Raw genomic sequence first — 25,959 nt, 5'->3', positions numbered from 1 at the left:
TGACCGATACCCTCCATGTTCGTTCACCCGGTTGGGGGAACGAATGGACGCGAACTAGCAAGAGGTGCGCAGATGGTGGCCCCGCCTGACAACGACGTGCTCTGGGCCCGCGGCCTGCACCACATGCACGGCAGCACCCCGGCCCTCACCGCTGTTTCGCTCGGCGTCCGCGAGGGCGAGATCCTCGCCGTCACCGGCCCGCGCGGCAGCGGCAAGACCACCCTCCTCAAATGTCTCTCCGGTCAGCTCGCACCGACCGAGGGCGAGGTCTGGTTCAACAGCTCACCCGTCCACACCCTCTCCTCCCCCAGCCGCGAACGACTGCGTCTGGACCGGTTCGGCTGGATCGACACCGAACCGAACCTCGTTCCCGAACTCACCGCCTGGGAGAACGCCGCCCTCCCGCTCCTGCTGCGCGGCGCCGGCCACCGCAGCGCCAAGCACACCGCCATGGAGTGGCTCGACCGCCTCGACGTCGGCACCTGCGCCCGCCGCCGCCCCGCCCGGCTCGACCAGTCCCAGCGCCAGCGCATCGCCGTCGCCCGCGCCCTCGCCGCCGAGCCCCAGGTCCTCTTCGCCGACGAGCCGACCGCCGCGCTGCACAGCGCCGACGGCATCCAGGTCCTGCGCACCCTGACGGCCGCGGCCCGCTCGCACCAGATCACCGTGCTCCTGGCCACCCTCGACCCCGAGGTGGCCGCTCTCGCCGACCGCAGCATCGCCCTCCTCGACGGCCGCCGCACGGGCTCCGTGGCCACCGCCGACGGTTCCTCCGACGCGGAAAGCAGGGCAGCGTGCTCGCTCTCCGTCTAGCCCGCGGCTCTCACCCCCTCGTTCTGCTGCGCCGCCTCTTCGTCACCGCGGCGGCCGCCGGCACCGGCTTCCTCCTGCTCTCCACCGTCGGCCACGCCACCGCCCACCCGGGCTCGGCCAGCGATTCACTGGTCCGGCTGCTGTGGTGCGCCGCCCCGCTCGCCGCCACCGCCCAGCTCGCGGCCTCCGTGGCCCGTACGGACCCCGCCGCCCGTCTCCACCGCGGCATGGCCGCCGCCGGCCTGGGTCCCCTCCGGCTGGCCTTGCTCGCCGGCGCCTCCACCGCGCTGTCCGGTCTGTTCGGCGTCCTCCTCTCCCTGTTCGTCTTCCTCCGCCTGCGCGGGGACCTCGGCGGCTCCCCGGCTCCGGCCGCCGGGAGGGCCGGCATCGACGCCGACCTGCTGGGCACCGGCCACCCCCTTCCCCTCGTCGGCGCCCTGATGCTGCTGTCGACCGTCCCACTGACCGCCGCCGCCACGACCGCCCTGGCCCTGCGTCCGCGCAGCGCCGACACCGCCCCCGCCCCCGAGGCCCCCGTCGAGGCGGCCAACCCCTCCGGCCTCCCCTGGGGCATGGCCCTGACGGCCGCGGGCCTGGCCGTCGAGGCGTACGCCAGCCGCGGCACCGTCACCTCCGCCGGACTGCTGCCGCTGCCCGGCCGGCTGGTGGGCAGCCCCCCGGGCGTCCTGGCTGGCTGGGCCCTGTCCGCCCTCGGCCTCGTCCTGGCCGGCCCCGGCCTGGTGCACCTGTGCGGCCGCCTCCTGTGCGCAGGGCGCCCCGGCGCGCTGCGGCTGCTGTCCGGGCGCGTGCTCCAGCAGGAGTCACGCCGCCTGGGACGCCCGCTCGGCGTCCTGTGCGCGGTCGCCTCCGCCACCTATGCGGCGGTCACGGTGTACGAGACCGCGTCCGTCCGTCCGTACGGCCCGCTCACCGCCATCGGCGCCGTCGTCGTCCTGGCCTCCGTCACCGCCTGCGCGCTCACCGCCGCACTCGAATCGCGCTCGGCCCGCGCCCACACCACGGCCGCCCTGCGCCGCCTCGGCGCGACCTCCTCCGCCCTGCGTCGGACCGCGGCGCTGCGCGCCCTGGCCGTTGCCCTGGTGCTGGGCCCGCTGACCTGGGCCGTCGCGGAAATGGCCACGCTTCCTCTGGTGCACTGATCCTCTGGCGACTGATTTCTCCGGAGCCCTGGGAATCCTGGAGCCCTGAGGATCAGGAGCAAGCAGTGCGTCGGCCCCTCAGCGGGCCAGGGCGGTGACCTCCACCTCTATTCGCCAGTCCGGCTGGGCCAGCGACGACACCTCCAGCAGGGTGTCGGCGGGATAGGGCCGGGAGAGGAACTCGCCCCGCAGAGTGAGGACATGTTCGAGGTCGGCGGCCATGTCCGTCACAAAGATGCCCACCTTCACCACATCGGCGAACGAAGCACCGGCCTCGGCGAGGACCCTCCCGACGTTGGCGAATGCCTGCCGCCCCTGGGTGAGGAAGTCGTCCGAGACGGTCCGCCCCCGCTCGTCGATGCCCGCCTGCCCCGAGACATGGAGCAGACCGCCCGCTCTGATCGCCTGCGAGATCTTGTACGGCTCGTACCAGTCCGGCGTGGTCGCGATCCGCTCGATTCCCCGCGCACCGCCCGCCGTTGCCACAGCATTCATCGACACAGCACCCCCGTAGTTCCATGCATCTACATTTCTTGCTTGCACATACATAAGTTTCTGCTGCATGTAAGCTGGCGTCAAGACCCCGGCGGGAAAAGGCGGAAGAAGGCAGAAGGCCATGGACGCGGAACACTGGGACCGGTTCGGCACACTGCACACGCGCGTGGAACAGGAGCTGGCCAAGGCCCTGCAACAGCACCACCGCATCGGCCTGTCGGAGTACCGCGCGCTGGCCCGCCTCGCCGAGGCGGAGGACGGTGAGCTGCGCATGCAGGAGCTCGCCGACCTCATCGGCCTCAACCAGAGCTCCGTCAGCCGCCTGGCCTCCCGCCTGGAAGCGTCCGGACTCACCCGCCGGGACCTGTGCCCGAACGACCGGCGCGGCGTCTACAGCGTGATCACCGAAGAGGGCCGTGACATGCAGGAGAAGGCGCGCCCGACATACGACGGCGCCCTGCGCACGGCGCTCGACACGGCGGCCGAAGACGGTCACCTCGCGCCGCTGGTGGACATGCTGCGGTCCTAACATGGCGGATGTGCAGCCGAATTCAGAGCAGCCGAGGCCCCGTCACCCGCACGACGCGGACCACGAGATCGAGTCGCTCGCGGAGTTCGACCGGGCCGTCGCCTCGGGCGGCCTCGCCGGACGGCGCGTCCAGTCGCTCGACCTGACGGATCGCACCTTCGCGCTGCTCAGCACCGGCACCGCCGCATCCGTCTTCCTCGGCTGCGCCATGGAGCCGGACGCCGCCGCCAAGGTCCGGGCCGATGGCGCGCTGGTCTTCCCGCCCCTCCCCGACCTGCCCTTCGACCCCTACCGCGGCAGCCTCTACGGGCCGGACGAGCTCTTCGAGGGGCTGTCCCGCGCCGGATACGAAGCGACCCCGGACGCCCGCACCTACCACTGGTACCAGCGGACCAGGGCGGACGGCGACGTCTTCGCCTCCATGCTGCGCAGCATCCACGACGACGCCGTGTCCGACGCCCTGGACGAACATCTCGCCGGCGCACGGGTGGTGGGCCTCATGGGCGGACACGCCTCGGAGCGTGGCTCCGCGGCCTATGCGGGCACCGCCCGGCTCGGCCGCCTGCTCACCCGCGGCGGCCTGACCGTCGCGACCGGTGGCGGCCCCGGCGCGATGGAGGCCGCGAACCTCGGAGCGTATGCCGCGCCCTTCGAGGACAGCATGCTCGACGCGGCGCTGGAACTGCTCGCCAAGGCGCCGCACTTCACCCCGTCCCTCACGGACTGGGCGCAGGTCGCCTTCGAGGTCCGCCGGTGCTGGCCCGGCGGTGGCTCCTCCGTGGGCATCCCCACCTGGTTCTACGGGCACGAGCCGCCCAACGCCTTCGCCTCCCATATCGCGAAGTACTTCGTCAACGCGGTGCGCGAGGACGGGCTGCTGGCGCGCTGCCATGCGGGCGTGGTCTACCTTCCGGGCGCCGCGGGGACGGTGCAGGAGATCTTCGACCACGCGACGCCGAACTACTACGCCTCGCGTGGCGGGCCGACGCCGATGGTGCTGGTGAACCGCGCGCACTGGACCGAGAAACTGCCCGCCTGGCCGCTGCTCCAGGCGCTCGCCACGGAGCGTGCGATGGCCGGCCGGATCGCGCTGGTCGATTCGGTGGACGAGGTCCCCGACACCCTGGCCCGCCTGGCGACCGAAACGGCTTCCTGACCGGGCGGCCGCCTCTCCCGGCGGTCCGCCGGGGCGCGCTCTCCCCTCCGTACCTCACCCACTCCCCGAGATCTCTTTGCCCGATGAAGCAACTGCCGTCCCGAAATGCACGTCTGCCATGCCAGGTAATGAACAGGTAATGCAGCAAGTGCGTGAACGGAGCTCCTGGTGATCATCGGCCTTCTGACGGCCGTGGCGGCATCGGCCTGCTACGGCACGGGTTCGGTCCTGCAGGCGGTGGGTTCACGCAAATCCGCTCACCGGGAGGCGGCCTCCGACTCGACCACCGGCGTCACCCAGCACGGCGGCCCCAGCCTGTCCTCCACCGCCAAGGCCGCTGTGACCTGGGAATTCATGGTCGGTACGGTGCTGGACTTCATAGGTTTCGGACTCGGCGCACTGGCCGCCCGTCTGCTGCCGCTGTTTCTCTCCCAGACCGTGATCAGCGCCAACCTCGTGATCACCGCCATGCTGAGCGTCAAGCTCCTCGGCATTCGTCTCACCCGGCCGGAATGGGCATCCATCGCCGTCGTCTGCTCCGCTCTGGTGCTCCTCGCCACAGCCGCCGGCCCCGAAGGCAGCGGTCACACACCGATCGACGGCCACTGGTGGCTGCTGGCCGCGTCCGTCGCGGTCATCGGCGGCGGCACCCTGATCGTGCGTCTGCTGGGCGAACGGGCCGCGATCTTCGCCGGGCTCCTCTCCGGCCTGGGCTTCGGTGCGCTCGGCGTGGGCGTACGGATTCTGAACGGCATCGACCCCTTCCACCTCCCGTCCCTTCTCGGCGACCCCGCTCTGTACGCGATCCTCGTCGCGGGCATCGGCGGGATGTACCTGCACACCGTCGCCCTTCAGATCGGCTCGGTGAACGGCGCCACGGCGGCCCTGGTCGTGGGCGAGACCGTGGTACCGGGCATCCTCGGCGTGCTGTGGCTGGGCGACTCCTCCCGGCCGGGCTTCGCCTGGGTGGCGATCCTCGGCTTCGTGGTGGCCGTTGCCGGGGCCGTCGCGGTCGCCTGGTTCGGAGAATCGGACGCCCACACCGCATCCGCGACGACAGGCGAGGCATCGACACCCGCGCCGGCATCGGGAGACGCCGTCGAGACTGCCGGGCAGCCCGCTCGCTCCCGTAGCCGCATGCGCGTCGGCTCCTGATCCGCACGGTTGCCCACGGCGACCGCATCGTCCCGCACGGCAAAGGCGGCGAGATCCCGCGTGGTCATCCCGCCGCGGTGTCCAGGACCACAACGTCCTGCGCCGCAAAGGCGATACCCACCGTTTCTCCGGTCTCCGGCGCATTCCGCAGCGCGCAGGCCGCCTCTATCTGCGGTCCGCTCTTCGGCCGGAGCAACAGCGCGACATGGGTACCGCGGAAGGTCCGGGCCGCGACCGTGCAGGGCAGACCGTCGCGGGCAGAGGTCAGGCGCACCCCGGCGGGCCGTACGAGCAGCCGGCACGGGCCGTCGACGGTGCCGTCCGGGACCGGCACCTTGCCCCATGGGGTGAGGGCGGCCTCGCCCTGAACCGTCGCCTCGACCACATTGTCGAAGCCGAGGAACCGGGCGACGAACTCGGTGGCCGGCCGCTGCCAGACCTCCAGCGGGGTGCCGGTCTGCGCGATCCGTCCGTCCTGCATCACCACGACCCGGTCGGCCAGGGCGAACGCCTCCCCCTGGTCGTGGGTGACGGCGAGCACCGTCGTACCCAACTCCCGGAAGAGCCGCCGCAGTTCGACGACCAGGCGCTCGCGCAGCCCGCGGTCGAGCTGGCCGAGCGGCTCGTCCAACATCAGCAGCCGGGGCCGCGGAGCGAGCGCACGGGCCAGCGCGACCCGCTGCTGCTCACCACCCGACAACGAAGCGACCGCGCGCCGCTGTGCACCCGGCAGCCCGACGAGGTCCAGCAGTTCGGTGACCGTACGCTCCCGGTCGCCGCGCGAGGCGCCGCGCATCCGCAGTCCGAAGGCCACGTTTCCGGCGACATCGCGCTGAGGGAAGAGCTGGTGGTCCTGGAACATCAGCCCCACGCCGCGCCGGTGCGTCGGCACCGCCGACTGGTCCCGGCCCTCCAGCAACACCTGGCCCGCATCGGACCGTTGGAGCCCGGCGACGACCCGCAGCAGCGTGGATTTGCCACTGCCGCTCGGTCCCAGCACGCACACGATCTCCCGCGCGGCAACCGCCAGATCCACCGCGTCGAGCGCGGGGCGTGCGCCGGGCTTGCCGAAGCGGACGGTCACCCCGTCCAACTGCAGCAGCCGTTGCGCCGTGGTCGGTGCCGTCATTCAGAACTCCCCGGACTGGTCGGTGCGGATGCGCTCCAGCGCCAGGAGCGCCCCGGCGCACACCACCATCAAGATGGTCGACATGGCCATCGCCTGCCCGTAGTTGAGCTCCCCGGCACGCCCCAGCAGCCGTGCCACGGCCACCGGAAGGGTCGGGCGGTCCGGCCGGGCGATGAAGACCGTCGCGCCGAATTCCCCCAGGGACACCGCGAAAGCGAAGCCCGCCGCGATCAGCAGGGCGCGCCGCACCATCGGCAGATCCACCTCGCGCCACACCCGCCACGGCGAGGCGCCGAGCACCGCGGCCGCTTCGCGCAGCCGTCCGTCCACCGCCCGCAGCACGGGCAGCATGGTGCGGACCACGAACGGCACGCCGACCAGGGCCTGGGCCAGCGGCACCAGCCACCACGAGGAGCGCAGATCCAGCGGCGGCTTGTCGAGCGTGATCAGGAACCCGAAGCCGACGGTCACCGCCGACACCCCGAGCGGCAGCATCAGCAGGGCGTCGAATCCGCGGACCAGCCGGCCCGCGCGGGGGCTCTCGCCGGAGCGGTGCCGGGAGTCCGGCAGGGTCAGGGCAGCGGCCGCCAGCCCGCCCACCACCAGCGCGATCGCCGTCGCCGCGGCCGCGTAGGAGAGGGAGTTCCACAGCGCGTCGAGGGGGGCGACGGCGAAGGTGCTGTCGGCGGACGCCGCGGAGCTCAGCGAGGTGTAGAAGAGCGTCCCGTAGCCGTCCGGCCCCGCGAAGGAGCGTTCGGCGAGCACCAGAAGAGGGGCGACGAGCAGGACGGCGATGACGGCCAGCGTTCCCCACAGCAGCGCCCACTGCCCGGGGCCGCAGGGCCGCCGCGCGGTCGACGAGGCGTCCACGAGCCGCAGGGCCGCCTCCCGCCGGCGCACGGTCCAGGCGTGCACCGCCAGCAGCAGGAGCACCGCGAGGAATTGGACGAGCGTGAGGACGGCGGCCGTCGGCAGGTCGAGGTAGTCCGCGGTCTGCCGGTAGATCTCGACCTCCAGGGTCGAGAAGGTGGGCCCGCCCAGGATCTGCACGATGCCGAAGGAGGTGAAGGTGAACAGGAAGACCATCAGCGCCGCCGCGGCGACGGCCGGGCCGAGCGCGGGGAGTGTCACCTTCCGCCAGGCGGCGAACCGTCCGGCGCCCAGGACCCGCGCCGCCTCTTCCTGACGCGGGTCGAGTTGCCCCCAGAGGCCGCCGACGGTCCGTACGACCACCGCGTAGTTGAAGAAGACATGCGCCAGCAGGATCGCCCAGACGGAGGTGTCCAGGCGGACGCCCCACAGCGCGTCGAGCGGGCCGCCCCGTCCGACCAGCGCGAGGAAGGCCGAACCGACCACGACGGTCGGCAGGACGAACGGCACCGTCACGACCGCCCGCAGCAGTCGTTTGCCGGGGAAGTCGAAGCGTGCGAAGACATAGGCGCCGGGCAGGGCGATCAGCAGCGTCAGCACCGTGGAGGCCGCCGCCTGCCAGACGGTGAACCACAGGACGTGGAGCACATCGGGATCGGCGAGCACCGCGGTGAACCGGCCTGGCTGCCAGTGCCCGCCGTCCTTCAGCCCCCGCCCGACGATCGCGGTCACCGGATACGCGAACAGCAACGCGAAGAAGGCGAGCGGCACGGCCATCAGACCGAGCCGCACCGCCGTCCTCCGCGAGGGTCCCCGGCGCGGAGCGCGGGTTACTTCAGAACGAGCGAGGACCACTGCTTGATCCACTGTTCACGGTTCTTGGTGATCGTCGCCGGGGCCATCGTCGTCGGCTTGTCGATCGTCACCCCGTACCTGGTGAACAGCGCCGGCTCCCTGGCGTCCTTGAGAGCCGGGTTGACGAACATCTGGAGCGGCATGTCCTCCTGGAACTTCTTGCTCAGCAGGAAGTCCAGCAGCGCCTTACCGCCCTTCTCGTTCTTCGCGCCCTTGAGCAGACCGCCGAATTCGATCTGGCGGAAGCAGGTACCGGTCGCGACACCGGTCGGTGCCTGACGGGGCTTCGTCTTCATGTCCTTGACCTCGGCCGGCGGGCTGGAGGCGTAGGAGACCACCAGCGGCTTGTCGCCCTTGGCATGGCCGGATGCGGAGCCCGAGAACCGCTCGTAGTAGGCCTGCTCCCAGCCGTCGACGACCTCGACGCCGTTGGCCTTGAGCTTCTTCCAGTACGTCTGCCAGCCGCCGTTGCCGTAGGTGGCGATGGTGCCGAGCTGGAAGGCGAGTCCGGGAGAGGAGGTCGCGGAGTTCTCCGTGACGAGGAGGCCCTTGTACGCGGGCTTGACCAGATCGTCGAAGGTCTTCGGCGGCGCGAGCTTGTGCCGGTCGAAGTAGGCGCGGTCGTAGTTGACGCAGATGTCCCCGTAGTCGAGCGGGGTGACGCGGTGCCCACCCTTGTCGAGCTGAAGATCCGCGGGTACGCCGCTGAGCCCCTTGGCCTTGTACGGGCTGAAGATGCCTTCCTTCAGACCGCGGGAGAGCAGGGTGTTGTCGATACCGAAGAACACATCGCCCTGGGGATTGTCCTTGGAAAGGATCGCCTGGTTGACGGCCTTTCCGGCATCGCCGCCCGGCAGGACCTTGACCTTGTAGCCGCTCTCCTTCTCGAAGGCGGCGAGTACCGATTTGGAGGCACTGAACGAGTCATGGCTGACCAGCGTGACGGTCTTGGCGTCCGCGCTCTCGTCACCCGGGCCGCCGCATGCGGCGAGGGCGGTCATGCCGACCGCGGCGGCGAGCGCCGTCGCGGTGATCCTGCTGGTCCTGCCGGTTCTGCTGGTGATGCTCACTGATGTCCTCCTGGCTGGCCAGGAAGAGACGCGGCCCCGCCCGGGGTCCGCGGCGCGACGTCAAAGGACGTACGGCGCGGATCCGGGCAGGGCGCAACAGCATGAGTGGTGACCGAACTTCCTACCCGGAATGACCCGGGCGAGGTTCAAGGGTCTGCGGGCGCCGTGGCTCTACGACGTCTCCGCACTCTCAGCGCTGTGGCGCTCCCCTGTCGGAATGTGCATTTGTTCGATCACACAGTACCAGCGGGCGGTCAGCGTTCCGAGGCCGCGAGCTGTCCGCAGGCACCGTCGATCTCCTGGCCGCGGGTGTCCCGGACGGTCACCGGGACGCCGTGCGCCTCGATGGCCCGTACGAACGCCAGCTCGTCCTCGGGCCGGGAAGCGGTCCACTTCGACCCGGGCGTCGGATTCAGCGGAATGAGGTTCACATGGACGCGCTTGCCCTTCAGCAGCCGTCCCAACAGGTCACCGCGCCATGCCTGGTCGTTGATGTCGCGGATCAGGGCGTACTCGATGGAGATCCGGCGGCCGGACTTCTCGGCGTACTCCCATGCCGCGTCCAGGACCTCGCGGACCTTCCAGCGGGTGTTGACGGGCACGAGGGTGTCACGCAGCTCGTCGTCCGGCGCATGCAGCGACACCGCGAGCCGGCATTTGAAGCCCTCGTCCGCGAACCGCAGCATCGCGGGAACGAGACCGACCGTGGAGACGGTGATGCCGCGCTGGGAGAGCCCGAGGCCGTCGGGCTCCGGGTCGGTCAGCCGCCTGATGGCGCCGACCACCCGCTTGTAGTTGGCCAGCGGCTCGCCCATGCCCATGAAGACGATGTTGGACAGCCGCGCCGGGCCGCCGGGCACCTCGCCGTCGCGCAGAGCGCGCATCCCGTCGACGATCTGGTGGACGATCTCGGCGGTGGAGAGGTTACGGTCCAGACCCGCCTGGCCGGTGGCGCAGAACGGGCAGTTCATACCGCAGCCGGCCTGCGAGGAGATGCACATCGTGACCCGGTCCGGATAGCGCATCAGCACGGACTCGACGAGCGTGCCGTCGTGCAGCTTCCACAGGGTCTTGCGGGTGGTGTCGTCGTCGCACGAGATGTGCCGGACGACGTTCATCAGGTCCGGCAGCAGCTCCGCCGCCAGCTTTTCGCGGGCCGCCGCCGGGATGTCGGTCCACTGGGCCGGATCATGCGCGTAACGGGCGAAGTAGTGCTGCGACAGCTGCTTGGCGCGAAACGGCTTCTCGCCGATCGCGGCCACCGCTTCGCGGCGTTCTACGGGGCTGAGATCGGCGAGGTGCCGCGGGGGCTTCTTGGCTCCGCGGGGGGCGACGAAAGTCAGCACACCGGGCTCGGGCGGTGCCATGGACGGAAACTCCTCATTGCGACGGGCCGGACGATCTCCGCTGCGACGGAGCCAACGGCAGGACGATGGCGGAACCCGGAGACCTCAGGGGCCATCCCCGCGCTCGCGGGGCCGGAAGGACCGGAAAGGGCCCGCTGCCGGAGGCAACGAGCCCTTCCAGGGTACCTGGGTTGACTCAGCCCGCTCCCACGAAGATCACAAACAGCAGCCAGACGACCGGCGCGGTCGGCAGCAGGGAGTCGAGACGGTCCATGATCCCGCCGTGGCCGGGCAGCAACGTCCCCATGTCCTTGATCCCGAGATCGCGCTTGATCATGGACTCGCCCAGGTCACCGAGGGTGGCGCTGGCCGCGACCGCAAGACCGAGCAGCAGACCCTGCCACCAGAGGCCGTCCTTGATCAGGAACTGCATGCACAGGGCGCCGGCGACCATCGCGAAGAGCAGCGCGCCCACAAGTCCCTCGCGGGTCTTTCCGGGGCTGATGCGCGGTGCCAGCTTGTGCGTGCCGAAGCGCCAGCCGACCGCGTACGCCCCGGTGTCGCTGACGACCGTCAGCAGCAGGAACGTCAGCACCCGCTGCGGCCCGTCGTCCTCGGCCGCGAGCATCAGGGCCACGAAGGTCGCCAGGAACGGCACGTAGAACGCCGCGAAGACCCCGGCGGTGACATCCCGCAGATAGTTCTCCGGGGCGTCGGTCATCCGCCAGACCAGGACGGCCAGCGCGGTGAGCGCCATCGCCACCCATGCGCCTTCGGCTCCCCGTACGTACCCGGCGACGACCATGGCGGTGCCGCCGACCGCGAGGGGCACCAGCGGCACCCTGATGTCCTTGCGCTCCGCGAGCCGCGACGTCAGCTCCCACAGGCCCACGACGACGGCGATCGCGATGACGCCGACGAAAACGGGCTTGTAGACGAAGAGCGACGCGAGGATGACCGCGCCGAGGCCGACACCGACCCCTATCGCGGCACGCAGATTGCGCCCCGCGCTCTTCTTCTTGGGCTTCTCGGGGCCCCGCGGAGCGTCCGGCTCGGGGGCACCGGGGAAAGCAGTGGGCATGGGCTCCTGCGGCTCTTCGTCGCGGAACAGGGGGCCGCTCAGTCGAGCAGCCCCCCGGTCGTCCCGGAGATCCCGGTGGTCGTCCTGGTGTCCGCCTGGCTCCGGCACGATGGGCATGGGCCGAGTCTGCGCCGCATCGCCCCCGTCGTGCACGGGACCCGCCGAGGCGGGGGGAGCGCCCCCGCGCAGCGCGGGGACCGTTCCCTGGTCGGGTGGCCCCCAGTGTGCGGCGCCGGACGGGGTCCCCCAGGATGACTCGTTCATCAGACCTCGAGGAGCTCGGATTCCTTGTGCTTGAGCAGCTCGTCCACCTGCGCGACGTACTTCGCGGTGGTGTCGTCGAGCTCCTTCTCGGCGCGGCGCACCTCGTCCTCGCCGGACTCCTTGTCCTTGACGAGCTTGTCCAGTGCTTCCTTGGCCTTGCGCCGCACGCTGCGGATCGAGATCTTCGAGTCCTCGGCCTTGTTCTTGGCGACCTTGATGTACTCCTTGCGGCGCTCCTCGGTGAGCTCCGGGAAGTTCACGCGGATGATGCTGCCGTCGTTGCTCGGGTTGACGCCGAGGTCGGAGTCGCGGATCGCCTGCTCGATGTTGCGCAGTGCACTCTTGTCGAACGGGGTCACCACGGCCATCCGCGGCTCGGGCACCGAGAACGACGCCAGCTGGTTGATCGGCGTCATGGCGCCGTAGTAGTCCGCCACGATCTTGTTGAACATCGCCGGGTGCGCACGCCCGGTGCGGATCGCGGCGAAGTCCTCCTTGGCGACCACAACGGCCTTCTCCATCTTCTCCTCGGCCTCGAGGAGGATCTCTTCGATCACCACTTGCTCCTGGTCTTATCGGTAAGAAGCAGAGCCTCGCCCCTGCGCGCGTCTTCTCCTGCACGGTGTCCGACCGGCAGGCTGTTGTCCATCCCCGTACCGAGGTCTTCCCACGGCCGGGAGTTGCCGCCCCGCGGGCCGAAGCCCGCACGGTGTCTCGGCAGTTGGGTCCGTCAGGCCCGGGTGCCCTGGTCGCTCACGAGCGTGCCGATCTTCTCACCCTTCACCGCACGCGCGATATTGCCCTCGGCGAGCAGCTCGAAGACGAGGATCGGGAGCTTGTTGTCACGGCACAGGGTGATGGCGGTGGCATCGGCGACCTTCAGCTCGCGCGTGATCACCTCGCCGTATTCGAGGGCGTCGAACTTGACGGCGTCCGGGTTCTTCTTGGGGTCGGAGTCGTAGACCCCGTCGACGCCGTTCTTGCCCATGAGCATGGCCTCGGCGTCGATCTCCAGGGCGCGCTGGGCGGCGGTGGTGTCGGTGGAGAAGTACGGCATGCCCATGCCGGCGCCGAAGATGACGACCCGGCCCTTCTCCAGGTGGCGTACCGCACGCAGCGGAATGTACGGCTCCGCAACCTGGCCCATGGTGATGGCGGTCTGGACGCGGCAGTCGATGCCCTCCTTCTCCAGGAAGTCCTGGAGGGCCAGGCAGTTCATGACCGTGCCGAGCATGCCCATGTAGTCGGAGCGGGCCCGGTCCATACCGCGCTGCTGGAGTTCGGCGCCGCGGAAGAAGTTTCCGCCACCGATCACCACGGCGATCTCGTATCCCTCGCGCACCACGGCGCCGATCTCGCGGGCGATGGCGTGCACCACGTCGGGGTCGACGCCGAGCCCGCCGCCACCGGCGAACGCCTCGCCCGACAGCTTCAGCAAAAACCGTCGCCTGCCGCCGTGACCGGCCTTGTCCGTGTCCGCGCCGTCGGCACCGTGATTCATTGAGCTCTCCTCGTGCACATACGAAGAAGGCCATTGCCGTGGGTCTGGTCCAGATCCCTGTGCGGCAATGGCCTCCTCGTCACATCTGCGGCCGGCCGTTGAGCGGCCGACTGCGTACGACCCTAGCGGGGTCGCAGGTCATTCGCTGCCTTCGCGGCAGGCTCAGATGCCGACCTTGATGCGCGAGAAGCGCTTCAGGGTGACACCGGCCTCCTGGAGGACCTTCTCGACGGACTTCTTGTTGTCGAGCGCGTACGGCTGACCGAGCAGCGTCGCGTCCTTGAAGAAGCCGTTGAGGCGACCCTCGACGATCTTCGGCAGGGCGGCCTCGGGCTTGCCCTCCTGGCGGGTGGTCTCCTCGGCGACGCGGCGCTCGGCCTCGACGACCTCGGCCGGGACGTCCTCGCGGGCGAGGTACTTCGGCGCGAAGGCGGCGATGTGCTGGGCGACGCCCTTGGCGACCTCGCCGTTCTCCTTGTCGAGCTCGACGAGGACACCGATCTGCGGCGGCAGGTCGGGCATGGTGCGGTGCATGTACGCCGTCACGAAGCCGCCGGAGAACTGCGCGAAGCGGTCCAGGACGATCTTCTCGCCCAGGTTGGCGTTGGCCTCGTCGACGAACGCCTGGACGGTCTTGCCGGGCTCGATCTCGGAGGCGAGCAGGGCCTCGACGTCGGCCGGGGAGGTCTTCGCGACGTGCGCGGCGATCTCGTTGGCGACGGCCTGGAACTTCTCGCCCTTGGCGACGAAGTCCGTCTCGCACTTCAGCTCGACGATGACACCGGAGGTGTTGTCGTCGGCGATCAGGGAGACCACGGCGCCGTTCTCGGCGGAGCGGCCCTCGCGCTTGGCGACGCCCTTCTGGCCCTTGATACGCAGCGCCTCGACGGCCTTGTCGACGTTGCCCTCGGCCTCGTCCAGGGCCTTCTTGCAGTCCATCATGCCGGCGCCGGTGAGCTCGCGGAGCTTCTTGACGTCAGCGGCGGTGTAGTTCGCCATGGTCTGTGAATCTCTTCTCGAAATCTCGAAGTCGAAAGATCTACGGGTGGACGGCGGGGGCGGCGCTTGTGGCGCCCGCCCCCGCCGTCACCAACCGGATGCTGCGGGTCAGGCCTGCTCGGCGTCCGCGGCCGGCTTCTCGGCCTCGGCAGCCGGGGCCTCGGCGGCCGGGGCCTCGGCGGCCGGGGCGTCGGCGGGCTTCTCGGCCTCGTCGGACTTCTTCTCGCCCTCGAGCAGGTCGCGCTCCCACTCGGCGAGCGGCTCGGCGGCCTTCTCGCCCGGCTTCTGGTCGCCGGTGGCGGCACCGGAGCGGGCGATGAGGCCCTCGGCGACGGCGTCGGCGATCACGCGGGTGAGCAGGGTGACGGAGCGGATGGCGTCGTCGTTACCCGGGATCTTGTAGTCGACCTCGTCGGGGTCGCAGTTGGTGTCGAGGATCGCGACGACCGGGATGTTGAGCTTGCGCGCCTCACCGACGGCGATGTGCTCCTTCTTGGTGTCCACGATCCAGACGGCGCTGGGCACCTTCTGCATCTCGCGGATACCGCCGAGGGTCTTCTCCAGCTTGGCCTTCTCGCGGGAGAGGACGAGGAGCTCCTTCTTGGTGAGGCCGGAGGCGGCCACATCCTCGAAGTCGATCTGCTCGAGCTCCTTCAGGCGCTGCAGGCGCTTGTAGACGGTCGAGAAGTTGGTCAGCATGCCGCCGAGCCAGCGCTGGTTCACGTAGGGCATGCCCACGCGGGTGGCCTGCTCGGCGATGGCCTCCTGGGCCTGCTTCTTGGTGCCGACGAACATCACCGAGCCGCCGTGGGCGACGGTCTCCTTGACGAACTCGTAGGCGCGGTCGATGTACGACAGCGACTGGAGCAGGTCGATGATGTAGATGCCGTTGCGCTCGGTGAAGATGAAACGCTTCATCTTCGGGTTCCAGCGCCGGGTCTGGTGGCCGAAGTGGACGCCGCTTTCCAGCAGCTCCCGCATCGTGACGACGGCCATGGCCGTACTCCTTGTTGTTTCTCGGTTCCACTGCGACCGGTCGGCCGCGGTGCCTGACGCCCCGACGCGCCTGCCGAGGAATGAACCTTGCGGAACCTTCCGAGGACCGAGGAGCGCGGCCATCGTGCTGCCCGAAGGGGACTGCTGCACTGATGGCGGGGCGTGCGAAGTCGACCCGGTGACCCGGATCGCCACAAGAAGTGTACGGGACGGCCGATGTACTGGGCGACACGCACCTTTTCGTGCCCCGTGCGGGTGACGCAGTTGTCCACATCCGGCCGGTTGTCCACAGATCCCGACCAAGATCCCCATGCGGCGCGGGACTGCGTCACGGTCGGGACATGAAACGACATTCCGGCTCGGATACGAGTCCCCGCGAAGGCGACCGGCCCGTGCGCGGCCGGTGGGCGTCGGGCCCATGGCGGAGGAGGAGGGCCGCGGCGCGGGGGCGGCACTGCTTCTTCCCGGCGCAGGTGGTGACGGGGTTCCTGATCGCTGCGACGGCTTCGGTCATCGGCGTGACGGCGCTGCCGGCGGCGTTTGCGGGACTGCGCTTCGCGCCCGGGTCCGGCACGGCCGCGATCTCGGCGCCGATGCTCGCGGCGGCTCGGACGGTGGCAGGAGATGCGGCGCGGGCCGAGCACGAGAACCGGCCACCGGGCCGCCGGGCCCGGGCGCCCGCCCCGGGCCCGGCCCCGGCTCCGGCTCCGGCTCCGGCTCCGGCTCCGGCTCCGGCCTCGGCCTCGGCGGATCGCGCCTGGCCGGTGGCGGGCGCGGCGGGCATACGGCCTGCGGTGTTACGGGGCTGGGAGCCGCCGCCCACTCCCTGGGCCGCCGGGCACCGCGGCGTGGACCTGGCGGCCGCGGCCCGTGCGACGGTGCGTGCGGCGGCATCCGGCCGGGTGACCTTCGCCGGCACCGTTGCCGGGCGCGGCGTCCTCACCATCGAACTCTCCCGCTCGGGCCGTCCCCCGTTACGCACCACGTACGAACCGGTGCGCGCCACGGTCCGCAAGGGCGCACGCGTCGAAGCTGGCCGGCCGGTCGCCGTACTGCAACGAGGTCCGTTCCACTGCCGCGGGCCGTGCCTCCACTGGGGCCTGCGCCGCGGAAAGACCTATCTGGACCCGCTGACGCTCCTGCCCGCGCCCATGCTCCGTACGGGCCCGTCGCGCCTGCTTCCGGTCATCGGCGTCCCCGTTCCCCGGGGGCCGGATCCACACCGGCCGGACCACATGGGGCCCGGGCGACCGGACGTCGCACCGGCGCGACAGGCGGCTGCGACACCGGCGGGAGCGGCGCTCACGGGAGCCGTCGTCCTTGTCGCTGCCGCGGTCTGGTCACTGGGGCGCCTGTCGTCGGAGCGGGTGAGGCGCGGGCGGCTTGCCGACCAGCTGCCGCAAGCGGGCGAAGCCGACGGAGCAGCAGTCGCTCGGGCGGGGGAGGTATAGCTGCGGGCTGCGGGCTGCGGGCTGCGGGCTGCGGGCTGCGGGCTGCGGGCTGCGGGCTGCGGGCTGCGGGCTGCGGGCTGCGGGCTGCGGGCTGCGGGCTGCGGGCTGCGGGCTGCGGGCTGCGGGCTGCGGGCTGCGGGCTGCAACGAGCAGGTGGAGGAGGAGGAGGTGGGTGGGGCGGGGGGGGAGGCCCCCGGGGGTCAGCCGCGTACGCCGCGGAGGACCATGCCCACCGCCGCCTCCGTGATCTCCTCCGGGTTCTCGGCGGCGCCGAGCTCGATTCGGCGGACCGCGGCGTCGACGACGCCCTGGAGGAGCATGGCGGCCAGACGGGGCTGCTCATGGCCGAGCGCCGCGAGTGCCTCGACAATCATCGCAATGAGTCCGCCGTGCGCCGCGCGGATCTTCTCGCGCGCCCCCGCATCCAGTTCGCCGGCGGAAATGGCGACCACAGCACGGTGTCGCTGGTCGTCCACCAGGGCCAGCTGCCGGCGCACATACGCCTCGATCTTCTCCTCCGGCGTACCGGCGCGCTCCATCGCCGCCTCGACCTCCGACGCCCATACCGGGAAGTCGACGGCGCACAGCTCCTCGACGACGGCCGCGCGGGAACGGAAGTACTCGTACACGGAGGAGCGCGCGAGTCCCGTGCGCTCGGCGAGGGCGGGGAAGGTCAGCGCTTCCGTCCCGCCTTCGGACAGCAGGGTGCGGGCGGCGTCCAGGAGGGCGCCACGCTGCATCGTCCGGTGCTCGGCCACCGAGGCCGCTCGAATCCTTGGCACATCCCCACTGTACGGATGGCGCCCGCGTCACGGCACTCCGCCTGCCGACCCGGCACAGGAAGTTTCAGCGGCCGACGTCGGCCAGCTTCGCGCGCAGTTGCAGTACGGACTTGGTGTGGATCTGGCTCACCCGGCTTTCGGTGACGCCGAGGACATTGCCGATCTCGGCGAGCGTGAGGCCCTCGTAGTAGTAGAGGGTGACCACGGTTTTCTCCCGCTCGGGAAGGGTGTTGATGGCGCGTGCGAGCAGCCGCCGCAGCTCGCGGTCCTCCGCGATTTCGACGGGGTTCTCGGCGGCCGTGTCCTCCAAGGTGTCCATGAGGCTGAGCCGTTCGCCGCCCTCGCCCCCGACATGCAGCAGTTCCTCCAGTGCCACCACATTGGCCAGGGACAGCTGGCTGAACACCCCGTGGAGTTCCTCCAGCGCGATGCCCATCTCGTCGGCGACCTCCGCCTCGGACGGGGTGCGGCGCAGCTGGGCTTCGAGGGTGGCGTACGCCCGTTCCACGGCGCGGGCCTTTTGCCGTACGGACCGGGGGATCCAGTCCAGCGCGCGCAACTCGTCGATCATGGCGCCGCGGATGCGGGTGATGGCGTAGGTCTCGAACTTGATGGAGCGTTCCGGTTCGAACTTCTCGATCGCGTCGATCAGGCCGAAGACTCCGGAGGAGACGAAATCGGCCTGTTCGACGTTGGGGGGCAGGCCGACGCTGACACGGCCGGCGACGTACTTGACCAACGGCGAATAGTGCAGGATCAGCTGCTCCCGCAACCGCCCGTCGCCCGACGCCTTGTACGAGCGCCACAGCTCGTCGAGCGAAGTGGGCGCGGCGGGGCGCACGCTGGCGCGCGCAGCGGGTGGTACAGCTGCGCGGTCAGACCCGGAGGTGTGCTGGGGCATTCGTCGCCTTGAGCCGTTCTGCCGAGACGCTGGATGGACGGTGGATGGGTGGACGAGGGGACGGGTGTCGGGGTGAAGCGGAGGGTGAAGTGGATGTGAGCGTAGCGTGACCGCGGCGTCGCGGTGTGCGAGGAGCAGAGGGTGGGGCGTGCGCAGATACGTTCCGCTGCCCGCACCTCAGGGTTACTTCGAACGGCGTGGCGGAACGGGGACCCCATGCCGGGCGCGGATTCCCGTGGGGCCGGGGGGCCGGCCGCCGTGGCGTGCCGGGCGCGGTGCTGCGCGTCCGCCGCGTCGGCTCACCGTCTCCCCAGAGGTCGACGCCATGCGTCGAAGCAAGGCAAACCTGGATTCTGCCGTCATTCCCCTCACCCTTTCACCCGTTCGCCCCAGGTCAAGTACCGCCTCGCCGGGAACCTCCGGTGGGCTCGGCGCGTCGCGCCAGCTCCCATCGGGTGCCGCACTTCTGCACGAATCCGAGGGACTGGAGCTCCACGAGCTTGTTCTGCGCGAGGTCGCGGGGCGTGCCCGACTCCCTGGCGAGGTGGCCGGTGTCCGCACCTCCGCGGGCGGGCAGGGCCTCCAGTACGCGGGAGGCGACGGGGTCGAGGAGGTCGCGGGCGAGGGTCGGGCCGTTGTGCTGGGGGCCGAGGTCGCCGATGCTGCCGACGAGTTCGACGACCTCGTCGGCGTCGGTGACCAGCGCCGCCTCGCCGCGCAGGAGTTGATGGACGCCCGCGGACAGACCGCTGGTCACGGGGCCGGGCATGCCCATCGTGAAGCGGCCGAGCGCAAGTGCCCGGCGGGCGGTGACCAGGGAACCGCTGCGGAGTTCGGCTTCGACGACTACGGTACCCCTGGTGAGAGCGGCGAGGACGCGGTTGCGCTGGATGAAGCGGCTGCGGGTGGGGTGGTCGCCGGGCGGTAACTCGGCTACCAGCAGGCCCTGTTGGGCGATGCGGCCGAGCAGTTCGGTGTGTCCGCGGGGGTAGGCGTAGTCGACGCCGGAGGCGAGTACGGCGAAGGTCGCGCCGTCGGCGGCCAGTGCGCCACGGTGGGCCGCGCCGTCGACTCCGTAGGCGGCTCCGGAGGCCACGGTCCAGCCGCGTTCGGCCAGGCCGGCGGCGAGGGTGGTGGCCAGGTGGGCGCCGTATTCGGTGCAGGCCCGCGCGCCGACGACGGCGACCGAGCGCAGCGCCCAGTACCGGAGGTTGGCTGTGCCGCGCACCCACAGGCCGATGGGGCGGGCGTCGCCGAGGTCGTCGAGTTGGCTCGGCCATTCCGCGTCCCCGGGGATGAGGAAGCGGCCGCCGAGGGCGGCGACGGCCGCCAGGTCCGCGGCGGGATCGACGCGGGTGGCGCGCAGCCGCAGGCCCGCGATCTTGTCCGGCCTCGCGCCCGGGGGCGGGTCGGCGTCGCCGGACAGGGCGCGCCACAGGGCCTGGGGGCCCATGTCGCGCAGCCAGCGGCCGGCGGTTTCGTCGCCCGGCTCCAGGATGCGGGTGAGCGCCGCGCGGGCCGTGCGCTGCGGCTCGTACGGCCGGTCGTGGGCGGGAGGCCGGTCGGCGGCGCCGTTCCGTGCGGTGTCGGCGGGCTCGTGCGTGGCGAAGCCCCAGGCGTCCGTGGTGTTCATCGGGTTCGTCTCCTGTTCGTCGGGAGGCCGCGGCCGCGTGGTGAGGTGGCTGGGGGCGGCTTGAGGTGTCTCGGGGGGCGAGGCGGGATGGGCGACTGCGGGTGGGGCGGGCCGGGGTAGTGGCGGCCTCGCCGCCCTTCCCGGGGGCCCCGCCCCCAACCCCCACCCCACCCCGCCTCCCCGCACCACCCGGGTTCAGGGCACCACCGACCCCACCCCCGGCTCCACACCCGACCCACCGCCCGGCACGCCTTCACCGGCGCCCGGCCCGCTCCTCGGCGCCCCCGGCCCGGCGCCCGATCCGGTCCACGGCACACCTGCCCCGACGCCCGTCCCAACCACCCCCGGCACCTCCGCCGGCCCGCCCCGGCGGACGCCCGTGCGCAGTTCCAGGGCCCAGTCGACGTCCCTTCTTGTGGGGCGGTCGCGGCCCGCGAGGTCGGCTGAGGTCCAGGCGACGCGCAGGACACGGTCCAGGCCACGGGCCGTCAGGAGGCCGCATTCCAGGTCGCGTTCGGCCTGGGCGAGGGCTCCGGGGTGTACTTGCCAGCGGGTTCTCAGCTCGTGTCCGGGGACTTCGCTATTGGTGTTCCAGGGGGTGTCGGCGAGGCGGGCGGCGGCGCGTTCGCGGGCGGAGCGTACGCGGGCGGCGACCGAGGCGGTGGATTCGGCGCCGCTGCCGAGTGCGGCCAGTTCGGAGCGGGCGACCGGTTCCACGGCGATCCGCAGATCCACGCGGTCCATGAGCGGGCCGGACAGCCGCGCTCGGTAGCGGCGGATCGAGGAGGGGCGGCATTCGCAGCCGCCCCCGGTGGTGCCGTGCCGCCCGCAAGGGCAGGGGTTCGCCGCGAGCTTGTGGCTATGGTTTGGAGCTGACCGTTGACCGCTGGCAGTGCCGGATGCGACTACCGGCTCTGGGCAGCATCGATGAGGATCTGCGCGATCTCTCGAAGGGGATCCCAGCGCTCGTCCAGTGGCACCTGTCCAGCTTCCGCAGCGTCAAGCAGAGCATCGATCCTCTCTTCGACGTAGCGCTTGTTCTGCAGTTCTCCCTGCCATGTGTTCACCGATTTGTTCAGCGATGTCCACTGGATGGGGACGGGATTTCCATCAGGTCCGATGAGGCAGTCCAGCCCGAAGTAGAACTCGACGGAGCAAGCTCGGCCGTTGACGTCGTCCTGGCTTGGGCCCGAAGGTCCGTGGGTTGGATAAGCGCGCGCGTAGTCCAGATCGGGCAGATTGCGAGCGATGTAGTTCTTGGGAAGAGCCGGGTTGGCCAAGGACTTCAGTGCAGCCAGTCCAGCGGCATCGTTGTCGACGAGGGCGATGACACGGTTCATCACACCTGCGGCTGCGAAGCTCCGGAGGTTGGCGACCACCCGATCCGTCCCGCCCGCAGCCTTGGTTTCCTCAAGGTTCCAGAAGGCGAAGTAGCCGGCGATGTCGGGCCTGACGATACGTAGCGCCCGGCCTAGGACACGGGAGTCGTACTTCCCCTCGGTGATGACGATGACAGGTCCACTACTCGCCATCTCATCTCGCAGCTGCTGGAGGGCCTCGGTCGAGACTGCCTCACTGCTCTCGAAGTAGCCAGCGATAAGCAGGTCACTCAGGTCAAGTTGTAAGACCTCTTCCGGAGCTCGGGAACTAAGGATCAGGGCAAGGAAGAGCCTCGGATCGACTGCGAGGTCGTCAAAGAAGAAGTCCAGCTGCGAAACACAAACTTCTTCCAGCTCGGCCAGCTCTGGGTGATCGTCCCCCACTTTCCAGTTCCCGAAGGCCTCCGCTCGCTTGAGATAGGCCGCGATCCCCGTGGCAAGGACCTCGGCGGCAGAGACCCGATGGCAGATCTCCTGCTTCCGCTCGCGTGTGGGACGGCTGCTGAGAACCAGTAGACCGTCCTCCATGTCATCCTCGTTGACGCCTTCGAGATCCTTGATCATCTCTTGGCTGCATCGATCGGGATCGAAGCCCATCAGCTTGAGGCGAGTCATGATCGTCTCGACTGTGGTCCGGTAACCGAAGAGCTCACGACGGTCGAAGCCCTCAAACTCATCGAGCTCGTCCCACGCTGCCTCACCACGCGCGTTGACCTCGTCGACGCGCCGAGCCCATTCGAGGTGCTGGTACTTGTCTTCCTCACGGAAGACCGTCATGAGCTTGGCGGGCGTCTCGTTCTTCCCGATCCTGATCTCCTTGTCGCCCAAGAACAGGGCCCAGGTGTCCCCCATGCGCCTCTCCGATCGGTGTGCTGCGAGATCGTTTGGTGCTCATAGTTTCAAACGTTGACCTTTCAGGGTCGTCGTTGCCGAGCTGGATCGATGCGGGTGACCTTGGCAGATGCTTCCAGTGCTCGTCGAAGCTGTGCGTTCTCAGAAGCGAGGCGTTGGATCTGGGCCGCAGCAAGCTTCAGATGTCCTCTGAGGGTTCGATTGGCGATCTTGAGCTTGGCGTTCCTTCCGACGACCGTGTCGAGCCGACTTCGACGCTCCTCGCCGGAGGAACCGCCTGACGAAGAGCGGCTCTCGGTGATCTCGCGAGCGATGTGAGGAAAGTGGCGACGGAACGTCGTGTTGCTCAAGCCGAGCTTCCTGGCCAGGGCGAGAACGCTGGGCGCCTTGCCTTCGTCGGCGGCCTGTCGTCGGAGCTCCTCAAGGACAGCGCGGACCCTGAGCTCTGAGGGGACTGCGAGTTGGCGGGTCATGCGGTCGCCTCCAGATGCGGGGTGTTGCGGGCGAGGAAGGCAACAATCTCTTCCCGTCGCTCGATGAGCCGGTGTCGCAGGAGGGGCGGCATGATGCGCCGGGTCTTGAGACGGCGCTCGATGCGATTGATCTCCCTCTGCCAGGCTGCGATGTTCGCGGGCGTGAGGGCAACGTTGCGGCAGGCCAGCGGGCGGCATGCGCCGTGGTCAGGAAGTCCTTCTGACCGGCCTCGGCGAGCCTTTTCGCAGAGGGCCTTGGTGTGGTCGTGGACGCAGGTGACGTACTTCCCGGGATAGATCGCGGGCTCGTGCCGCTCCATGATCCGCTGGAATCGGCGCTCGTCGAGGGCGACCTGCCCCTGAAAGCGAGCCCGGTGGCCGAACGCTTCCAGCCTCTCGGCGGCCTCTTCTGCGGCCGGTCCGCTCAGCACGGTGTGCTCGTGAGCGTCGATCATGGCCATGAGGTGCTCGCCTCTGGCGAGGGCCTGCTCGCTTTCGACCTCCGCCCGGAATCCAGCCTCACTGGTTCCTGCATAGCCTTCGAAGATCTGAACGCTGTGGTGGCGGTAGGCAAGGGCGCCAGCGATCGTGCCGCCTGGGCGGCGAGCGATGAACCAGGCGAGGGTTCGCCTGAACTGCGAGGTCACGAGCCGGAAGGTTCGCTTGTTGACCTGAGGGACGCCGTCGGCTCGCTCGCGCTGCGAGCAGTAGTCGTTCACCCAGGCCACGAATTCGTTGAGCTGGGTGTTGGTGGAGGAGTTGGTCAGGGCTCGTTCGGTGGCCTTGCGGTCAAGGCTGCCGGGACTGAAGTCCGTGCAGGACATCAGGACGTGGACGTCCGGGCGGTGCAGCCGTTCCAGAGCGGTGACGGCTCGGGCAACGGGTTCGCCGACGCTCCAGGTCGCCGGGACTCCTGCATCGTCGTCCTCGCCTTTGAAGGCGAGGCTGTTGATCTTCCAGCGGTAAGGGATCTGATCTTCGTCGCGCTCGATGGTGAGGCAGCCTCGGCGGAGGTGCTTGATTACTGGCGGGAGGGGGTTATTCCGACCGTGCACTATTCCCCGATATCGCTCGCCCCGACTGATGACACTGAGTATGTGACGCCCGGGGCTCTGGGCTCTACCAGGGGTGGACGGATCCCAGGGGACGAATCAACGAGGAGGCATCCTGCGGCGGCCGCCTTCCCCAGAGCAGTTGCCGCCGGGTGGCCCGGCGGCAGGCTCGGCCGGGTCACCCCGCTGTCAGCGAGTGTCGGTACGTTTTTCGAGGCGGGTGCCGTGGCGAAGGGTGATCGACATCAGGTCGCCGGGGGCGTCCAGCTCCAGGCGGTGCCAGCGGCCACGGGGGACGATCACGGCGGTGCCTGGCTGCAACTGCACCATGTCCTCGGTGTCGTCGGGCCTGGCGGGACGGAAGTAGAGGCGGACACCGCCGGTCAGGCAGCACACCGCCTCCTCGGCATGCGGGTGCATCTCCCAGTGGTCGGCGTGTACGTCGGCGTCGGTCTCCACGTGGAATGTCGCGAGCTGCCAGGCGCCGGAGTTGCTGTTCGTCATCTGCCGTTCGGCGGCTTGGACATCGCCGTCGGGGTGGATGTGCAGCGCCGAGGCGAACAGGTCGATGGGTGAGGGGGGCGTTGTCGTCATGACGGCGTTCCTTCCAGTCGGTTCTCTGCGGTGGCGGGTTGCAGGGCGGGTGTTTCGGCCTGGCGGCGAGGCAGCACGGTGATCGCCACGACGGCCGCGATCCCGAAGAGGGCGGCGGCGATGGCAAGGCCTAGGGCGTAGCCGTCGTTGATTGCGGCGGGGTCGGTTGCCGTGCCGGTGCGGTGTGCGGCGATGGTGGCCAGAGCGGCCAGGCCGATGCAGCCGCCGAGTTGGCGGGAGCTGTTCATGAGGCCGGAGGCCATGCCGGCCTCATGGCGGGCGACGCCGGTGGTTGCGGCGGCGACGATCGGGGCGATGACTAGTCCGACGCCGGTGCCGGTGATGATGCAGGGGCCGAGCACATCGGTGAGGAATCCGCCGTCGGGGCTGATGAAGGCGAACCAGGCCAGGCCCACAGCGGCCAGCAGGGCGCCAGGCACCAGGGACGCACGGGGGGTGCGTGCCGCGGTGATGCGGGTCGCGACGAGGGTGCCCGCGACCAGACTTACAGCGAAGGGCAGGAACGCGGCACCGGTCGCCGCGGCACCCATGCCCAGAACCTGCTGCATGTACAGGGACACGAAGTAGAACGCCGCGAACTGCCCGGCCGTGGAGAAGAAGACCAGCACGTTGGCGCCGGCGACCCAGCGGCTGCGCAGCAGGCCCAGGCGCAACAGCGGTGCGGAATGCCGGGATTCGGTGACGACGAAGGCGGCCAGGAGCATGGCTGCGGCGACGAGCATCGTCCATGTGGCCGGGGAGTCCCACCCTTGGGCGTCGGTGCGCACGACACCGGTCACCAGCAGTCCGACTCCACCGGTGGCCAGGACGGCACCGAGCACATCCAGCCTCTCGCGCCGGGCGGGGCGTGCTTCGGCGGGCACGCCTGCGCGGACCAGCGCGAGAGCCACCGCGACGATGGGGAGATTGATCAGCATCACCCAGCGCCAGCCCGCGTACTGGGCCAGCAGCCCACCCGCCAGCACGCCCAGCGCTCCGCCTGCGGCGTTCACCCCGCTCCACACCCCGAGCGCGCGCACGCGCTGCGGGCCCTCGGGGAAGGTGGTGGTGAGCATCGCCAGCGTGGCCGGCGTGGCCGCGGCGGCTCCCAGGCCCTGGCCGGCGCGGGCGGCGATCAGTTGCCAGGGTGTCTGGGCGAGCCCGCCCGCCAGTGAGCACAGCCCGAAGACGGCCAAGCCGAGCACGAACAGCCGTCGTCGGCCGTAGAGGTCGCATGCGCGGCCTCCCAACAGCAGAAAGCCGCCGAGCGTGAGCGCGTAGACGTGCACGACCCACGACAGGTCGAGCGGTGCGAATCCCAGCGCGGTGTGGATCGCGGGCAGGGCGACGTTGACCACGGATAAGTCCAGGGCGACGGCGAACTGGGCGACGGCCACGGCTGCCAGCACCATTCCGGGGCGCC

The 25,959-nt window shown here is 70.3% G+C and carries 24 protein-coding genes and 1 pseudogene; 6 read left to right on the top strand and 19 right to left on the bottom strand.

The annotated features are described in order from the left end of the window. Window positions 1–72: 72 nt before the first annotated feature. Window positions 73–813: an ABC transporter ATP-binding protein gene (locus B1H19_RS28950; protein WP_083107650.1), complete on the top strand. Its 741-nt coding sequence runs from the start codon at window positions 73–75 to the stop codon at window positions 811–813. After that, window positions 795–1,973: a hypothetical protein gene (locus tag B1H19_RS28945; protein ID WP_083107649.1), complete on the top strand. Its 1,179-nt coding sequence runs from the start codon at window positions 795–797 to the stop codon at window positions 1,971–1,973. The genes B1H19_RS28950 and B1H19_RS28945 overlap by 19 nt, the downstream gene beginning before the upstream one ends. A gap of 78 nt (window positions 1,974–2,051) precedes the next feature. Here the strand turns inward: B1H19_RS28945 and B1H19_RS28940 are convergent, their stop codons facing one another. Next, entirely contained in the window at window positions 2,052–2,468 is a 417-nt protein-coding gene (locus B1H19_RS28940) for a RidA family protein (protein WP_083109936.1), read from the bottom strand. Between the two features lie 121 nt (window positions 2,469–2,589). On the opposite strand from B1H19_RS28940, the gene B1H19_RS28935 reads away from it, so the two are divergent. The 3 genes from B1H19_RS28935 to B1H19_RS28925 all read left to right on the top strand — a co-directional run bounded on the left by B1H19_RS28935 (window position 2,590) and on the right by B1H19_RS28925 (window position 5,308). Continuing rightward, window positions 2,590–2,997, top strand: a complete 408-nt coding sequence (locus B1H19_RS28935) for a MarR family winged helix-turn-helix transcriptional regulator (RefSeq protein ID WP_083107647.1) — start codon at window positions 2,590–2,592, stop codon at window positions 2,995–2,997. 1 nt (window position 2,998) lies between these two features. Beyond that, window positions 2,999–4,153 carry an LOG family protein gene (locus B1H19_RS28930; protein ID WP_083107645.1) on the top strand — a complete coding sequence of 385 codons (1,155 nt, stop codon included), beginning with the start codon at window positions 2,999–3,001 and terminating at the stop codon, window positions 4,151–4,153. A 168-nt stretch (window positions 4,154–4,321) separates the two neighbouring features. Next, window positions 4,322–5,308, top strand: coding sequence for a DMT family protein (locus B1H19_RS28925; RefSeq protein ID WP_083107644.1), 987 nt, complete (start codon window positions 4,322–4,324; stop codon window positions 5,306–5,308). 64 nt (window positions 5,309–5,372) lie between these two features. Here the strand turns inward: B1H19_RS28925 and B1H19_RS28920 are convergent, their stop codons facing one another. The 9 genes from B1H19_RS28920 to rpsB all read right to left on the bottom strand — a co-directional run bounded on the left by B1H19_RS28920 (window position 5,373) and on the right by rpsB (window position 15,419). Further along, window positions 5,373–6,437, bottom strand: a complete 1,065-nt coding sequence (locus B1H19_RS28920; RefSeq protein ID WP_083107643.1) for an ABC transporter ATP-binding protein — start codon at window positions 6,435–6,437, stop codon at window positions 5,373–5,375. Beyond that, window positions 6,438–8,162, bottom strand: a complete 1,725-nt coding sequence (locus tag B1H19_RS28915) for an ABC transporter permease (RefSeq protein WP_418361527.1) — start codon at window positions 8,160–8,162, stop codon at window positions 6,438–6,440. Beyond that, window positions 8,138–9,163 (bottom strand): thiamine ABC transporter substrate-binding protein, encoded by a 1,026-nt coding sequence (locus tag B1H19_RS28910; RefSeq protein WP_083109935.1) that lies wholly within the window; start codon window positions 9,161–9,163, stop codon window positions 8,138–8,140. Before B1H19_RS28910 ends, B1H19_RS28915 begins: the two co-directional genes overlap by 25 nt. A gap of 323 nt (window positions 9,164–9,486) precedes the next feature. Next, window positions 9,487–10,599 carry a dual-specificity RNA methyltransferase RlmN gene (rlmN, locus tag B1H19_RS28905; RefSeq protein ID WP_083107641.1) on the bottom strand — a complete coding sequence of 371 codons (1,113 nt, stop codon included), beginning with the start codon at window positions 10,597–10,599 and terminating at the stop codon, window positions 9,487–9,489. Between the two features lie 175 nt (window positions 10,600–10,774). Next, window positions 10,775–11,923 (bottom strand): phosphatidate cytidylyltransferase, encoded by a 1,149-nt coding sequence (locus tag B1H19_RS28900; protein WP_083107640.1) that lies wholly within the window; start codon window positions 11,921–11,923, stop codon window positions 10,775–10,777. Then, window positions 11,923–12,480, bottom strand: coding sequence for a ribosome recycling factor (gene frr, locus B1H19_RS28895; protein WP_083107639.1), 558 nt, complete (start codon window positions 12,478–12,480; stop codon window positions 11,923–11,925). The genes B1H19_RS28900 and frr overlap by 1 nt, the downstream gene beginning before the upstream one ends. 173 nt (window positions 12,481–12,653) lie before the next feature. Next, window positions 12,654–13,424 carry a UMP kinase gene (pyrH, locus tag B1H19_RS28890; protein ID WP_083107638.1) on the bottom strand — a complete coding sequence of 257 codons (771 nt, stop codon included), beginning with the start codon at window positions 13,422–13,424 and terminating at the stop codon, window positions 12,654–12,656. Window positions 13,425–13,586: 162 nt separating this feature from the next. Next, window positions 13,587–14,423 (bottom strand): translation elongation factor Ts, encoded by an 837-nt coding sequence (gene tsf, locus B1H19_RS28885; protein WP_083107637.1) that lies wholly within the window; start codon window positions 14,421–14,423, stop codon window positions 13,587–13,589. A gap of 108 nt (window positions 14,424–14,531) precedes the next feature. Continuing rightward, window positions 14,532–15,419: a 30S ribosomal protein S2 gene (gene rpsB / locus B1H19_RS28880; RefSeq protein ID WP_083107636.1), complete on the bottom strand. Its 888-nt coding sequence runs from the start codon at window positions 15,417–15,419 to the stop codon at window positions 14,532–14,534. A 341-nt stretch (window positions 15,420–15,760) separates the two neighbouring features. Here rpsB and B1H19_RS40650 point away from each other — a divergent pair, with 341 nt between their 5' ends. After that, a complete protein-coding gene (locus B1H19_RS40650) occupies window positions 15,761–16,870 on the top strand; it encodes a M23 family metallopeptidase (protein WP_335755946.1) in 1,110 nt (369 codons plus the stop codon). A 200-nt stretch (window positions 16,871–17,070) separates the two neighbouring features. Here B1H19_RS40650 and B1H19_RS28870 read toward each other — a convergent pair whose 3' ends face one another. The 9 genes and pseudogenes from B1H19_RS28870 to B1H19_RS28835 all read right to left on the bottom strand — a co-directional run bounded on the left by B1H19_RS28870 (window position 17,071) and on the right by B1H19_RS28835 (window position 25,948). Next, complete coding sequence (locus B1H19_RS28870) at window positions 17,071–17,610, bottom strand: TetR/AcrR family transcriptional regulator (RefSeq protein WP_083109933.1); 540 nt, start codon at window positions 17,608–17,610, stop codon at window positions 17,071–17,073. A gap of 106 nt (window positions 17,611–17,716) precedes the next feature. Then, entirely contained in the window at window positions 17,717–18,553 is an 837-nt protein-coding gene (whiG, locus tag B1H19_RS28865) for an RNA polymerase sigma factor WhiG (RefSeq protein ID WP_030063949.1), read from the bottom strand. Window positions 18,554–18,947: 394 nt separating this feature from the next. After that, window positions 18,948–20,186 (bottom strand): DNA-processing protein DprA, encoded by a 1,239-nt coding sequence (gene dprA, locus B1H19_RS28860; RefSeq protein ID WP_083107635.1) that lies wholly within the window; start codon window positions 20,184–20,186, stop codon window positions 18,948–18,950. Window positions 20,187–20,381: 195 nt separating this feature from the next. Then, window positions 20,382–21,038: pseudogene (locus B1H19_RS28855) on the bottom strand (magnesium chelatase subunit ChlI family protein); the annotation flags it as partial. 53 nt (window positions 21,039–21,091) lie between these two features. After that, window positions 21,092–22,417 (bottom strand): HEPN/Toprim-associated domain-containing protein, encoded by a 1,326-nt coding sequence (locus tag B1H19_RS28850; protein WP_083107634.1) that lies wholly within the window; start codon window positions 22,415–22,417, stop codon window positions 21,092–21,094. Between the two features lie 62 nt (window positions 22,418–22,479). Next, on the bottom strand, window positions 22,480–22,890 hold the full coding sequence (locus B1H19_RS38885) for a LexA family transcriptional regulator (RefSeq protein WP_159028148.1): 411 nt from the start codon (window positions 22,888–22,890) through the stop codon (window positions 22,480–22,482). Continuing rightward, window positions 22,887–23,945, bottom strand: coding sequence for a hypothetical protein (locus tag B1H19_RS28845; protein ID WP_083107633.1), 1,059 nt, complete (start codon window positions 23,943–23,945; stop codon window positions 22,887–22,889). Before B1H19_RS28845 ends, B1H19_RS38885 begins: the two co-directional genes overlap by 4 nt. Window positions 23,946–24,131: 186 nt before the next feature. Then, the gene (locus tag B1H19_RS28840; RefSeq protein WP_083103471.1) at window positions 24,132–24,536 is read right to left on the bottom strand and encodes a cupin domain-containing protein; all 405 of its coding nucleotides are present in this window, start codon (window positions 24,534–24,536) and stop codon (window positions 24,132–24,134) included. After that, window positions 24,533–25,948: an MFS transporter gene (locus tag B1H19_RS28835; RefSeq protein ID WP_083103472.1), complete on the bottom strand. Its 1,416-nt coding sequence runs from the start codon at window positions 25,946–25,948 to the stop codon at window positions 24,533–24,535. The genes B1H19_RS28840 and B1H19_RS28835 overlap by 4 nt, the downstream gene beginning before the upstream one ends. Window positions 25,949–25,959 lie beyond the last annotated feature (11 nt).

Origin of the sequence: Streptomyces gilvosporeus (assembly GCF_002082195.1) — a bacterium.
In the GTDB taxonomy this organism is placed as follows: Bacteria; Actinomycetota; Actinomycetes; order Streptomycetales; family Streptomycetaceae; genus Streptomyces; species Streptomyces gilvosporeus.
The sequence above is the reverse complement of the archived record's forward strand: the minus strand, read 5'-3'. Positions and strand labels throughout refer to the sequence as shown.